The sequence below is a fragment of the Caulobacter sp. GW821-FHT10F06 genome, assembly GCF_058809215.1.
In genome coordinates, this window is record NZ_JBXASK010000001.1 from 468434 (window position 1) to 481542 (window position 13109).

12 protein-coding genes are annotated in these 13109 nt (G+C 67.8%); 8 read left to right on the forward strand and 4 right to left on the reverse strand.

Going from position 1 to position 13109, the window contains the following annotated elements:
- Positions 1 to 69: 69 nt before the first annotated feature.
- The 7 genes from ftsZ to AC1RUS_RS02245 all read left to right on the forward strand — a co-directional run bounded on the left by ftsZ (position 70) and on the right by AC1RUS_RS02245 (position 7411).
- Positions 70 to 1614, forward strand: a complete 1545-nt coding sequence (gene ftsZ, locus AC1RUS_RS02215) for a cell division protein FtsZ (RefSeq protein WP_492912574.1) — start codon at positions 70 to 72, stop codon at positions 1612 to 1614.
- Positions 1615 to 1728: 114 nt separating this feature from the next.
- Complete coding sequence (locus AC1RUS_RS02220) at positions 1729 to 2199, forward strand: Lrp/AsnC family transcriptional regulator (RefSeq protein ID WP_492912576.1); 471 nt, start codon at positions 1729 to 1731, stop codon at positions 2197 to 2199.
- Between the two features lie 143 nt (positions 2200 to 2342).
- Positions 2343 to 3464 (forward strand): histidinol-phosphate transaminase, encoded by a 1122-nt coding sequence (hisC, locus tag AC1RUS_RS02225; protein ID WP_492912578.1) that lies wholly within the window; start codon positions 2343 to 2345, stop codon positions 3462 to 3464.
- Between the two features lie 19 nt (positions 3465 to 3483).
- A complete protein-coding gene (gene hppD, locus AC1RUS_RS02230; protein WP_492912580.1) occupies positions 3484 to 4548 on the forward strand; it encodes a 4-hydroxyphenylpyruvate dioxygenase in 1065 nt (354 codons plus the stop codon).
- A 169-nt stretch (positions 4549 to 4717) separates the two neighbouring features.
- Positions 4718 to 5998, forward strand: coding sequence for a homogentisate 1,2-dioxygenase (hmgA, locus tag AC1RUS_RS02235; RefSeq protein WP_492912582.1), 1281 nt, complete (start codon positions 4718 to 4720; stop codon positions 5996 to 5998).
- Between the two features lie 25 nt (positions 5999 to 6023).
- Complete coding sequence (locus AC1RUS_RS02240; protein ID WP_492912584.1) at positions 6024 to 7031, forward strand: fumarylacetoacetate hydrolase family protein; 1008 nt, start codon at positions 6024 to 6026, stop codon at positions 7029 to 7031.
- Between the two features lie 20 nt (positions 7032 to 7051).
- On the forward strand, positions 7052 to 7411 hold the full coding sequence (locus AC1RUS_RS02245; protein ID WP_492912967.1) for a Rieske (2Fe-2S) protein: 360 nt from the start codon (positions 7052 to 7054) through the stop codon (positions 7409 to 7411).
- 124 nt (positions 7412 to 7535) lie between these two features.
- On the opposite strand, the gene AC1RUS_RS02250 is transcribed toward AC1RUS_RS02245, so the two are convergent.
- A complete protein-coding gene (locus tag AC1RUS_RS02250; RefSeq protein WP_492912586.1) occupies positions 7536 to 9041 on the reverse strand; it encodes a spinster family MFS transporter in 1506 nt (501 codons plus the stop codon).
- A gap of 801 nt (positions 9042 to 9842) precedes the next feature.
- On the reverse strand, positions 9843 to 11177 hold the full coding sequence (locus tag AC1RUS_RS02255; RefSeq protein ID WP_492912588.1) for a spinster family MFS transporter: 1335 nt from the start codon (positions 11175 to 11177) through the stop codon (positions 9843 to 9845).
- Positions 11178 to 11272: 95 nt separating this feature from the next.
- Here AC1RUS_RS02255 and AC1RUS_RS02260 point away from each other — a divergent pair, with 95 nt between their 5' ends.
- Positions 11273 to 11899: a glutathione S-transferase family protein gene (locus AC1RUS_RS02260; RefSeq protein ID WP_492912590.1), complete on the forward strand. Its 627-nt coding sequence runs from the start codon at positions 11273 to 11275 to the stop codon at positions 11897 to 11899.
- A gap of 123 nt (positions 11900 to 12022) precedes the next feature.
- Here the strand turns inward: AC1RUS_RS02260 and AC1RUS_RS02265 are convergent, their stop codons facing one another.
- Both AC1RUS_RS02265 and AC1RUS_RS02270 read right to left on the reverse strand, forming a co-directional pair.
- A complete protein-coding gene (locus AC1RUS_RS02265) occupies positions 12023 to 12502 on the reverse strand; it encodes a hypothetical protein (RefSeq protein WP_492912592.1) in 480 nt (159 codons plus the stop codon).
- 29 nt (positions 12503 to 12531) lie between these two features.
- Positions 12532 to 13008, reverse strand: a complete 477-nt coding sequence (locus AC1RUS_RS02270; protein WP_492912594.1) for a hypothetical protein — start codon at positions 13006 to 13008, stop codon at positions 12532 to 12534.
- Between the last annotated feature and the right edge of the window lie 101 nt (positions 13009 to 13109).

Below are 13109 nucleotides of genomic sequence, written 5' to 3' on the forward strand. Positions count from 1 at the left end.
GAGGCGTTCCCGGCGGTTAACGCGCCGGGTCTTGTTTGACGAATTCGGCGTTTAGGACGCGAGGGTCTCATGGCTATTTCTCTTTCCGCGCCGCGCACCACCGAACTGAAGCCGCGCATCGTGGTTTTCGGCGTTGGCGGCGCTGGCGGCAACGCCGTGAACAACATGATCGAGGCGGGTCTCGAAGGTGTTGAGTTCGTGGTGGCCAATACGGACGCCCAACAGCTGCAGTTCGCCAAGACGGACCGTCGCATCCAGCTGGGCGTGCAGGTCACGCAGGGCCTGGGCGCCGGCGCGCATCCCGAAGTGGGCATGAGCGCGGCCGAAGAGAGCTTCCCCGAGATCGGCGAGCACCTGGACGGCGCTCACATGGTCTTCATCACCGCCGGCATGGGCGGCGGCACCGGCACCGGCGCCGCGCCGATCATCGCCAAGTGCGCCCGCGAGCGCGGCATCCTGACGGTCGGCGTGGTCACCAAGCCCTTCCACTTCGAGGGCCGTCACCGCATGCGTCTGGCCGATGCCGGCATCGGTGAGCTGCAGCGTTATGTCGACACCCTGATCGTCATTCCGAACCAGAACCTGTTCCGCGTCGCCAACGAGCGCACGACCTTCGCTGAAGCCTTCGGCATGGCCGACCAGGTCCTGCACTCGGGCGTTCGCTCGATCACCGACCTGATGGTCCTGCCGGGCCTGATCAACCTCGACTTCGCCGACGTCCGCACGGTCATGACCGAGATGGGCAAGGCGATGATGGGCACCGGCGAGGGCACCGGCGAAGACCGCGCCCTGATGGCCGCCCAGAACGCCATCGCCAACCCGCTGCTGGACGAAGTCTCGCTGAAGGGCGCCAAGGCCGTGCTGGTCAACGTGACCGGCGGCATGGACATGACCCTGCTGGAAGTCGACGAGGCCGCCAACGCGATCTCCGACCAGGTCGATCCGGAAGCCAACATCATCTTCGGCGCGGCCTTCGACCCGTCGCTGGAAGGCGTGATCCGCGTGTCGGTGGTCGCCACCGGCATGGACGGCGCCTCGATCGCCCAGATCGAGCCCAAGCCGGTCACCCGCAACACCACGACCGCTCCGCTGATCGCCGACACCACCCGTCAGGCGCCGGCCCCGGCTCCCGAGCCGGTGGCGCGCACGACCTCGCGCTATGAGGCTCGTCCGCTGGACCGCCCGACCGCTCCGACCTCCTACGCGCCCGAGCCCGCCTATGAGCCCGAGCCGCAGATCGTGGCTGAAGAGCCCCAGGCGGATCTCTATTTCGAAGAGCCGACGATCGCCGAGGCTCCGCCCGAGCCGCGCATCACCCAGCCGGCTCCGCGCACTGTCACCCGCATCGTCGACCCGATGGTCGAGGACGCCGACGACACCCCGCTCTACACCGAGCAGCACTATGATGACCGTCGTCCGCAAAAGTCCGGTGGTTGGATGAGCCTGTTCGGCGGCAATCGCCAGCGCGACTACCAGCAGCCCGCGCCGCAACAGCAGCCGCAGGCCCGCTCGGCCGCCAGCGCCCGACCGGCCCTGCAGCCGATCGAGTCGCAACAGATGGACGAAGGCGAGGATCTGGAGATCCCGTCGTTCCTGCGCCGTCTGGCCAACTGATTTAAGGGGCCGTCGAAACGAAACGCCCGGGGGAAACCCCGGGCGTTTTGCGTTTGAGGGGCTGGCGGCCTAGGCTTGGCACATTCTGCCAACCTCTCTCCAAAGCCGGTCACGATGAAGCTCACCCGCGCCGATCGGAAGATTCTCCAGGTCCTCCAGGAGGACGGGAAGATCTCGAACGTCGATCTGGCCGAACGCGTGGGGCTGTCGCCCAGTCCCTGCCTGCGGCGGGTCAAGCAACTGGAGGCCTCGGGCTTGATCAGCGGCTATGTCGCGCTGCTGGACCGGCGCAAGGCCAAGCTGGACGTGCTGGCCTATGTCGAGGTCCAGGTCGATCGCCACAGCGAGGAGGCGGCCGAGGCCTTCCGCCAGGCGGTGCTGCGCGAGCCCGAGGTGGTGGGCTGCTACGTGATGACCGGCGGCTACGACTATCTGCTGAAGGTGGCCGTGCCCAACCTCGACGCCTATGCCGACTTCACCATGAAGCGCCTGCTGAAGATGCCGGCCGTCAAGGACATCCGCTCCAGCTTCGTGCTGGACACCATCAAGGATTCCACGGCCCTGCCGCTCGACTATCTGGATTGACGCAACTTCCGCCATTTCGAGCCGATATCAATTCGAGGATTGGCATGATATGACCTGTTCACAGGGATGATCGGTCATGATCGGCAGGTTCTGACTTCGGCTCGGCGTTATCCTGACCGCTGTTCATTCGAGGAGCGGTTTCCATGCTGGTTGTCGACCAGAAGCCCCTGGCTTCGGCCGTGTCGTCGCCCGTTCGCGCGGCGCTGGAGACGGTGCAGGCCTACAAGTCCGGCATGACCCTGGCCGAGGCCGCTCGCCGCACGGGCCGCGACGACTTCTCCAAGCTGGCCAGCAACGAGAACCTGCTGGGCGCCAGCCCCGAGGTCGCTGACGCGGTGATGGCGGCCATCGCCTCGCCTGAGATCTATCCCGACCCCTATTGCGAGACCCTGCGCGACGCCCTGGGCTCGCACCTGGCCGTCGATCCGGCCCGCATCGTGGTGTCGCCGGGCTCGGAAGCCCTGATCGACTATCTGTTCCGCGCCGTGATCGCGCCGGGCGAGACGATCCTGATGTCGACCCCGACCTTCCCGGCCTACGAGATCTTCGCCAAGTGCGCCGAGGCCACGATCGTCGACGTGCCGCGCCTGGCCGATTTCGACCTCGACGTCGAGGCCTTCAAGGTCGAGGCGGCCAAGGGGCCCAAGCTCCTGGTGCTGTGCACGCCCAACAACCCGACCGGCAACGCCCTCTCCGGTGTCGACATCGGCGAGATCCTGGCCGTCACCCCGCGTTCGACCCTGGTCTTCGTGGACGAGGCCTATCGCGAGTATCACGAGGCCTTCAACACCTTCGCCCTGCTGGAAGCCTGGGGCGGCCCGTGGGTGTCGGCCCGCACCTTCTCCAAGGCCTACGGCCTGGCCGGCCTGCGGGTGGGCTATGGCGTCGCCTCGTCGGCCGAGTTGGTCGGCTATCTGGACCGCCTGCGTCCGCCGTTCAACGTCACCGCCGTCAGCCAGGCCGCCGCCTTGGCCGCCTTGGCCGATGTCGAGCACCTACAGCGCACCGTCGCCCTGACCATCGCTGAGCGCGGTCGGGTCGAGGCGGCTCTGGACGCCATGGGTGTCGAACGCACTGCCAGCCAAGCCAATTTCGTGTTCCTGCGCACGCCCGCGGGTCCCGAGGTCACGACCGCGCGTTTGTTGCACGAAGGGCTTATCATCCGCCCGACGCCGGTCGCCGGCGGCTGGGTTCGCATAACCATCGGCCGGCCGGCCGACAATGACCGCCTGATCGCCGCCCTGCCGGCGGCGCTGGCGCGCTGAGGGAGTTTCCGACGTGTCCATGACCCCCGCAAACCCGCTCGGCCTCGACGGCTTCGAGTTCGTCGAGTTCACCAGCCCGGATCCGGCCGCCATGAAGGCGCTGTTCGAGGCCATGGGCTTCGTCGCCGCCAGCAAGCATCCGACCAAGGCCGTGACCCGCTACAAGCAGGGCCGCATCAACCTGCTGGTCAATGAAGAGGCCGTCGGCCAGGTCGCCGAGTTCCGCGCCGCCCACGGCCCGTCGGCCAACGGCATGGCCTTCCGCGTCGACGACGTCGAGGCCGCCTATGCCGAGGCGCTGAAGCGCGGGGCCGTCGCGGCCGACGCCAGCAAGACTGTGCTGGGCGAAGGCGCGCGGGTGCTTGAAGGCATCGGCGGCTCGATGCTGTACCTGGTCGATCGGCACGGCGATCGCGGCACGATCTATGACAGCTGGGAGCAGGTTCCTGGCGCGGCCCTGGCCGAGGCCAAGAACGGCGTCGGCCTCGATCTTCTGGACCACCTGACCCACAACGTCCGCCGGGGCGAGATGCGCACCTGGTCGACCTTCTACCGCGACGTCTTCGGCTTCGAGGAGCAGAAGTATTTCGACATCAAGGGTCAAGCCACGGGCCTGTTCAGCCAGGCGATGATCGCGCCGGACAAGGCCATTCGGATCCCGCTGAACGAGAGCCAGGACGACAAGAGCCAGATCGAGGAATTCATCCGCCAGTACAACGGCGAGGGCATCCAGCACCTGGCCCTGACGACGGACAATATCTACGAGACCGTCGAGAAGCTGCGCGCCCGAGGCGTGAAGCTGCAAGACACCATCGAGACCTATTACGAGCTGGTCGACAAGCGCGTTCCCGGCCACGGCGAGGACCTGGAGCGGCTGCGCAAGAACCGCATCCTGCTGGACGGCAATGTCGGCGAGGAAGGCCTGCTGCTGCAGATCTTCACCGAGAACCTGTTCGGTCCGATCTTCTTCGAGATCATCCAGCGCAAGGGCAACGAAGGCTTCGGCAACGGCAACTTCCAGGCGTTGTTCGAGAGCATCGAACTGGACCAGATCCGCCGGGGCGTGATCACGGTCGAGGCCTGATCGCTTCCGCCAAATTCCCCTTCCTTGTCATCCCGGCCGAAGCGTAGCGTAGAGCCGGGACCCAGGAGACGGGGCGAACGCGGCGCGGCCGCCCCTGGGTCCCGGACAGCCTCTGCGAGGCTTCCGGGATGACAAGATAATGATGGCCAGAGGGTCACGGGAAACGCGCATGGACCTCCGCTACCAATCCGGCTTCGGCAACCACTTCGCCACCGAGGCCGTCGCCGGCGCGTTGCCGGTCGGCCAGAACTCGCCGCAGAAGGTCCCGTTCGGTCTTTATGCCGAGCAGCTGTCGGGCACGGCCTTCACCGCCCCGCGCCACGAGAACCGCCGCAGCTGGCTCTATCGTCTGCGGCCCAGCGCCGGGCACGGCCGCTATGAGCCGTACGCCCAAGCCGCGCTGGCCAGCGGTCCGTTCGAAGGTCCGGTGACGCCCAACCGTCTGCGCTGGGACCCTATCGAGGTCCCGACGGCGCCCACCGACTTCGTCGACGGCCTGCTCACCCTGGCCGGCAACGGTGATGTGGCGACGCAAGCCGGCATGGGCGTGCACCTCTATCTGGCCAACGTCTCGATGCGGAACCGGGTGTTCCAGAACGCCGACGGCGAGCTCTTGATCGTTCCTCAGCAGGGCGTGCTGACCCTGGTCACCGAGCTGGGCGTGCTGACGGCGGGACCCGGTGAGATCGCCCTGATCCCGCGTGGCGTGCGCTTCCGGGTCGAGGTCGAGGGCCCCTCGCGCGGCTATGTCTGCGAAAATTACGGCGCGGCGTTCCGGCTGCCGGACCTCGGGCCGATCGGCTCGAACGGCTTGGCCAACCCGCGCGACTTTGAGACTCCCGTCGCGGCCTTCGAAGGTGTCGAAGCGCCGACGCAGGTGATCCAGAAGTTCCAGGGCGCTCTGTGGGCCGCCGAGTGGGACCACAGCCCGCTGGACGTCGTCGCCTGGCACGGCAATCTCGCGCCCTGCAAATACGATCTGAGCCGCTTCAACACGATCAACACGGTCAGCTTCGACCATCCCGATCCGTCGATCTTCACGGTGCTGACCTCGCCCAGCGAGATCTCGGGCACGGCCAATTGCGACTTCGTGATCTTCCCGCCGCGCTGGATGGTGGCCGAGCACACGTTCCGTCCCCCGTGGTTCCATCGCAACGTGATGAGCGAGTTCATGGGCCTGGTCCACGGCGCCTATGACGCTAAGGCCGGCGGCTTCTCGCCGGGCGGGGCGTCCTTGCACAACGCGATGAGCGATCACGGTCCCGACCTGGCCAGCTGGCAGGGCGCGACGGCGGCCGATCTGAAGCCTCACAGGATCGAAAACACCCTGGCCTTCATGTTCGAGAGCCGATGGGTGATCCGTCCGACGCGATTTGCTCTGGAGCATTCGTCGCTTCAGGCGGACTATGACGCGTGCTGGTCGGGCTTCCCCAAGGCCGTCCTGCCTTAACGATAACGATAAAGAGGAAGCGCCCATGAAGCTCGCGTCTCTCAAGGGCGGCCGTGACGGCCGTCTGGTGGTGGTCTCCAACGACCTGGCCTGGTTCACGGACGCGGCGACGATCGCCCCGACCTTGCAGGCGGCGCTGGACGACTGGGGACGGTGCGAAGCTCTGTTGCGCGGCCTGGCCGAGAGCCTGGAGCACGGCGGGGTGCCCAAGGAGCGCTTCCACGAGCATGACGCCGCAAGCCCCCTGCCGCGCGCCTATCAATGGCTGGACGGCTCGGCCTATGTGAACCACGTGCAACTGGTCCGGCAGGCCCGCGGGGCCGAGATGCCTGAGAGCTTCTGGACCGATCCGCTGATGTACCAGGGCGCCTCGGACGGCTTCCTGGGTCCGCGCGACACCATTCCGCTGGCCGATGCGGCCTGGGGCTGCGACTTCGAGGGCGAGGTGGCGGTGATCGTCGGCGACGTGCCGCTGGGCGCGACGCGGGACGAGGCTCTGGCCGAGATCCGCCTGGTCATGCTGTGCAACGACGTCAGCCTGCGCAATCTGATCCCGGCCGAGCTGGGCAAGGGCTTCGGCTTCGTGCAGTCCAAGCCGGCCAGCGCCTTCTCGCCGGTGGCGGTGTCGCCCGACGCCCTGGGCGAGGCCTGGAAGGATGGCAAGCTGCACGGCGCGTTGCTGGTGGAGCTGGACGGCAAGGACTTCGGCGCCGCCGACGCCGGCGTCGACATGACCTTCGACTTCGGGACCCTGGTGGCCCACGCCGCCAAGACCCGGGCGCTGGCGGCCGGCACCATCGTCGGCTCGGGCACGGTCAGCAATCGCGGCGCCGACCAGGGGCCGGGCAAGCCGATCGCCGAGGGCGGCGTCGGCTATTCGTGCCTGGCCGAGCTGCGCACCGTCGAGACCATCCTGAAGGGTGCGGCCAAGACCCCGTTCCTGATGGGCGACGACACCGTCCGCATCGAGATGAAGGACGCCAAGGGGCACTCGATCTTCGGGGCCATCGAGCAGACGGTCGAGCGGATTTGAGCGACGAAGAGCCCGCTAGGATCGAGGGCGGACGGGTCTGGACGACGCGGGCCGGGATCAATCTCGGTCCGCTGGACCTGATCGCCGACGGCAAGGCTCGCAATTACGTGCTGCAGATCGGGTCGGCGCGGTTCCACGGCTTCGTGGTCCGCAAGGGCGCGGCGGTGTTCGGCTATGTCGATCGCTGCCCGCACGCCGGCCTGCCTCTGGCCCAGCAGCTGGATCAGTATCTGACGCCGGACGGCGGGCTGATCGCCTGCTCGTGGCATGGGGCCGTGTTCACGGTGGAGGAAGGGGCCTGCGTCGGCGGACCCTGCGTCGGGGCGCGGCTGTCGCCCTGGCCGGTGGCGGTGAGCGAGGGGCGGGTGGTCACGGCCTAAAAGCTTGTCATCCCGGAAAGCGCGAAGCGCTTGTCCGGGACCCAGGGGTAACCGCAGTGCGCCGGCCCCTGGGTCCCGGACAGCCTCTGCGAGGCTTCCGGGATGACAAGATTGGGGTGAAGTCCTACGCCTGCGCCTTCGCCCGGTCGTCCATGTGCTTGACCATCCCGATCGCGGCCAGGGCGTAGTGCAGGCCAGCCCAGGCGTAGAAGCACAGCGAGACGATGATGCCCTGCTGGCTGGAATGGGCCAGCACCAGCCGGCAGTGGTCGGCGAGCTCGGCCGGCGAGCCCTTGGGGGCCGCTCCGCCGGGGCAGGTGGTCGCGAAGTCCGCGCCGCCGTGGGCGCCGAACGACCCCAGCAAGGTCGAGATCAGGCCGCCGGCGTTGGGCGTATTGAAGTTGTACTGCGCCAGGTGGTCGATAAGCCAGCCGGTGAAGACGGGCCCGCCGCCCAGGGCGATCAGGTTCAGGAAGAAGAACAGCAGCGCCGTGGCCGTGGCCCGGCGACGCGGCTCGACCGAGTTCTGGACCACGCCGAAGGTCGGGGCCAGGTAGGTGTAGTGGAAGATGCCCGGGACCAGCAGGATCAGGGCCGTGGCCTGCCAGTTGGTCTGCAGGTAGGCGGCGATGTAGATCGGGGTGCAGATCAGGAGGCCGATGGCGGGGGTCAGGGCGTACCATTTGGCGCTGCGCTTGCCGGCCCAGTCGCCCAGGAAGCCGCCGACCAAGGTGCCCAGGCCCGCCGAGAAGCCGGCCACGACGCCGGTGATCAGGCCGACCTGCGCATAGCCCAGGCCGAAATTGCGCACGAAATACGAGGGCACGAAGGCGCCGGAGCCGTACGAGCCGAACGAGGCGATCGTCACCCCGATCATCATGTGCAGCACGGGCCACTTGCCGAACAGGGTCTTGAGGACCGCGCCGATCTCCTTGAACTCGTTGGCCAGGGAGAAGGCGGGCTTGGCGGGTTCGACCACCACGGCCTCGGCCTCCAGCGGCTGTTCCTTGATCTCCGAGTGGCCGCGGGCCGGCTCCTTGATCACCAGCTTGACGATCACCGCCAGCAGGATGCCGGGCAGGCCGACGATGACGAAGGCCACGCGCCAGCTGAATTCCTGGGCCAGCCAGCCGCCGATGATGGCCCCGAACATGGTGCCCAGCGGAATGCCGAACGAGTAGATCGACAGGGCCGAGGCGCGCTGCTTGGGGGCGTAGTAGTCGCTGATCAGCGAGTGGCTGGGCGGCGAGCAGCCGGCCTCGCCGACCCCGACGCCGAAGCGGTACAGGGCCAGCTGGGCGAAGTTGCCGGCCGCGCCGCACAGGGCGGTAAAGCCAGACCAGATCACCAGCGACACCGAGATGATCGTCACCCGGTTCCAGCGCTCGGCCATGCGGGCGATGGGGATGCCCAGCAGGGTGTAGAGGAGGGCGAAGTAGAGACCGCCCAGAAGGCCCAGCTGGGTGTCGGTCAGCTTCAGGTCCACCTTGATGGCCTGGCCGATGGTGGCGATGATCGTCCGGTCGATGAAGTTGAAGGTGTAGGTGGCGAGCAGCAGCCCGAGCACCGAGGCCTTGTACGCATTGGAGTATAGCGGTTTCGCACCGCCGGACGCAGTTGCGTCGGCCATCCTGACTCTCTCCCTTCAAACATTTGTTCTAATTCTTGATCGGACTGTAGACGTAAGGGAACGCGGAGCGCCAGAGGGGATTTGGGCGTGGGCGGGACAGCCAGTCTGGCAGTCGCCTTGCGTCCTTCGAGGCTCCCGCTGGCTCGCACCTCAGGATGAGGACCCTTTTGCATCTGATCTCCTCATCCTGAGGCGCCCGCGCAGCGGACCTCGAAGGACGCACGGCTTCGCCGCCTCACGCGGAAGACCGCTGAAGGGTGTGGGGAGGCGCGAAGCGGCCGGGACGAACCCGGGGACCGTGATGTGTTGTGTGCGTTTCGGTTCGATCGTCCGCTTCGCAGGCGCTGTTCTTGACCTGAGGATGGGAGGCGTGAGCGTTTTTCGGCTCGGGTCCCCAAGAGCCCCCGGACGGGCAGGGATAAGATCGATCGGTCTCTGTCCGTCTCGACCCCGACTATCCCCGATAGGCGGCTTGTACGATCACCGCCCTGTCGTTCCCGCGCTTGTCCCGACCTTGCGAGCCACTCGGCGCTTGCGCCGTCCTTCTGAGACAGCCCGCACGCTTCGACCCGCCGGCCGGGACATCGCGGCCCCGCTCAGCTCCATCCCCATCGCCGCTTTGGGCCGGTACCAAGCGCCCTCCCCCTGCGACGGGGACAGCGTTGAGTATGGGGCGGGTTGAGGCACCGTGGATTGGCGCGGTCGAGAAAGTTGCATGGCGTTGATTGGATGGAGCTTTGTGTCGGAAAAGCGCGGGGATAGAGCGCGCTGGATCCTCCCCCTTCAGGGGGAGGATCTCGGTCACCCCACCATGTCTTCCCGGATCGTCTTGCGCGCCTGCCAGAACAGGCCAAACGACACCACGCCCAGCAGGGCCGAGACGATCAGGGCCCAGCGGACGCCTTCGGCCGCGCCCAGGCCCATCGGGCCGGCCAGGATGTCGCTCAGCGCGCCCACCGCGACGGGGCCCAGGCCCAGGCCGATCAGGTTGATGACGAACAGGATCACCGCCGAGGCGGTGGCGCGCATGTGCGGTTCGACGATGCTCTGGGTGGTGGCGTAGACGGGGCCGTACCACAGCGTGCCCAGCAGCAGCGGCACGGTCAGCACGCCGATGGCCTGCATCAGCGACGGCAGGTTGATGGCCACCAGGTAGAAGGGGATGGCGGCTAGGGAGGCGATGGCCGGGACGATGACGTAGTAGCGCAGGTCCTTGGCGCCCATTCGGTCGGCCAGGACACCGCCCAGCCAGGCGCCGATGACGCCGGCCGTGCCGCCGATCAGGCCCAGGGCCAGGCCCAGGAAGCCGGCCGACTTCAGGCCAAACATCGCCGCCAAGCTGGCCAGTTCGGCGGTGTGGTTGCGGAAGAAGAACGAGGCGGTGAACGGCGCGTGGCCGTAGCCGATGAAGGCCTTGATCGAGGCGGCCAGGGCCACCAGCCAGAAGGTTTTCTTGGCGGCCAGCACGGCCAGGGCGGCGCCCAGGCTGATCTGCTGGCTGGCGCGGGCGGCGAGGTCGGCGGCCAGCTGGCGGCGCGGCTCGATCAGGGTGAAGGCGGCGACCAGGGCGAAGATCACGCCCGGCGCGCCGGCGACCATGAAGGCCACCCGCCAGCCATAGGCGTCGGCGACGAGCCCGCCCATGGCCATGCCGGCCAGCGTGCCCAGCGGCGTGCCGATCGAATAGAAGGCGATGGCGCTGGCCCGCTTCTCCTTGGGCACATAGTCGGTGATCAGCGAGTGGGCGGGCGGGGTGCAGCCGGCCTCGCCGACGCCCACCCCGATGCGGGCCAGGATCAGCTGGGTGAAGTTCTGGGCGAAGCCGCTCAGCAGGGTGAAGAAGCTCCAGGCCGCGACCGAGGCGCCGATGATCATCGGCCGGTTCCGGCGCTCGGCCAGGCGGGCGATGGGAATGCCCAGCACGGTGTAGAAGATCGCGAAGGCCAGGCCGCTCATCATGCCCAGCTGCCAGTCGGCCAGGCCCAGGTCGCGCTTGATCGGCTCGGCCAGGATGTTGACCACCTGCCGGTCCAGGAAGTTCAGCGTGTAGATGATCAGCAGCACCCAAAGGGCGTAGCGGCGATAGGCCGTCGAGACGGGGTTGATGACCGGCGACGGGGTTGCCGTGTCCGTCATGAGCGCTCTCCCTCAAACAGTTGTTCTAATCGTTGTGGCCACCTTAGACGCACGCTAAGCGGGATGGCCACCCCAAGCATCTGGAGCATCGCCCCATGGAACTCGTCATCGGCACCAAGCTGTGGTCGTCCTGGTCGCTGCGTCCGTGGCTGGTGCTCAAGCGCCTGGGCGTTCCGTTCACCGAGACCTTGGTCAGCCTGCGCCAGGCCGAGGTGACGGCGGCGGAGCTCGCCCAGCGCTCGCCCAGCGCCCTGGCCCCGGCCCTGAAGGACGGCGAGCTGGTGGTCTGGGACTCGTTGGCGATCTGCGAATACCTGGCCGAGAAATTTCCCGACGCAAAGCTGTGGCCGGCGGATCCTGTCCTGCGGGCCTTGGGGCGTTCGGCCTCGGCCGAGATGCATTCGGGTTTCGGGCCCCTGCGCAACGAATGCCCGATGGCCCTGGACGAGGCGCCGCGCGTGGTCGAGCTGTCGGAGGCCACGCAGAAGAACGTACGGCGGATCGTGACGCTGTGGAACGACCTGCTGGCGCGCTCGGGCGGTCCGTTCCTGCTGGGCGACTGGTCGATCGCCGACGCCTTCTACACGCCGGTGGCGACACGCTTTCGCACCTATGGCGTCGACTTTTCGGCCTATGGCGACGGCGGCGCGGCGAGCGCCTACAACCAGCGCCTTCTGGAGACGCCGGAATATCTGGACTGGGAGCGTACGGCGCTGGCTTAAGGCGCAGATCCTCTCCTTTGGAGGAGGTGGCCCGGAGGGCCGGAAGGGGTCCTCTCCGGTCTATGCCGTTGAGGACCCCCTCAGTCGCTCCGCGACAGCTCCCCCATAGGGGAGCGCCTTGCTTTACACCCCCGCCGGCAGTCCGTTGACCACGGGCGGCGGCTTGCAGCGGCCGGCGCGGGCCTGAACCACGTAGAACAGCGCCCGGCCATGGGCGAAGGCGGCGTGCTCGGCCAGCGGATTGGTGGGCTGGCCCGTTGACAGGCTCAGCGCCTGTTCCGCGCCTTCGGCCGGCGGGGTCTGGCCCAGCGAGGCCTGGTTCCAGCGGCTGAGCGCCGCCGAGCAGGCCGCGACCGTGGCCTCGGCGACCACGTCGGCGCTGTCGCGCGAGCCGGCCAGGCTGTAGGCCCAGCGCCGCGTGCATTCGTCCACCGGCGTGGCGGCGTCGGCCGGCGCGATGGCTGGAACACCGGCCTGGGCGGCGCTGTTGGTCTTGAAGTTCGCGCAGATCTTGGAGTTGACCATGGCGTCATGGCGGTCGTCGCAGGCGGCCAGGCCCAGGGCGGTCAAGGCCAGGGCGGCGATCAGGGGCTTGCGGATCATGAAGGGTCCTCGTCGGTAGGGGCGGGGGCTCAGCGCGAGCAGATCTGCACGGGGCGCTGGGTCAGCAGGCCGCGCTCGTCATAGAAGGACCGGGTCTCGGTGCGGCAGGCGCCGCCAGCGTTGGAGACGGTCTGATAGGTCCCGCCGGTCCCGGGCGCGGGGCCGCTGGAGACCGGATTGCCGTACTGGTCGTAATAGACGTAGCGGACGGCCTTCGGCTTGGCCTGAGCAGTCTCGCGCGGGGCGCTCTCGTAATAGGTCGTGGTGCGCGAGCCGCAGCCGCTCTTGGCGATCTGGTGGCCGACCACAGCGCCGCCCAGGCCGCCCAACAGCAGGCCGCCGCCGCCCTTCGAGATCGAATTGCCGATCAGCGCGCCGCCGACCCCGCCGATCACCGTGCCGGTGGTCTTGCGGCTGCGGCACGAGGCGTTGGCGTCGCTGGGCGCGACGACGGCGGGAAGCGCCAGGAGACCGGCCGCCAGGCCGATCACGATCATCCGGGTCATGTCCTTGTCCTCACTGTGAGGGTTCGCGACCAGACAACGCATCGTCGCGCACTATGGATGCGTCGGCGAGCCGACATGGATCGGGAGGTGTGTCGGATCGT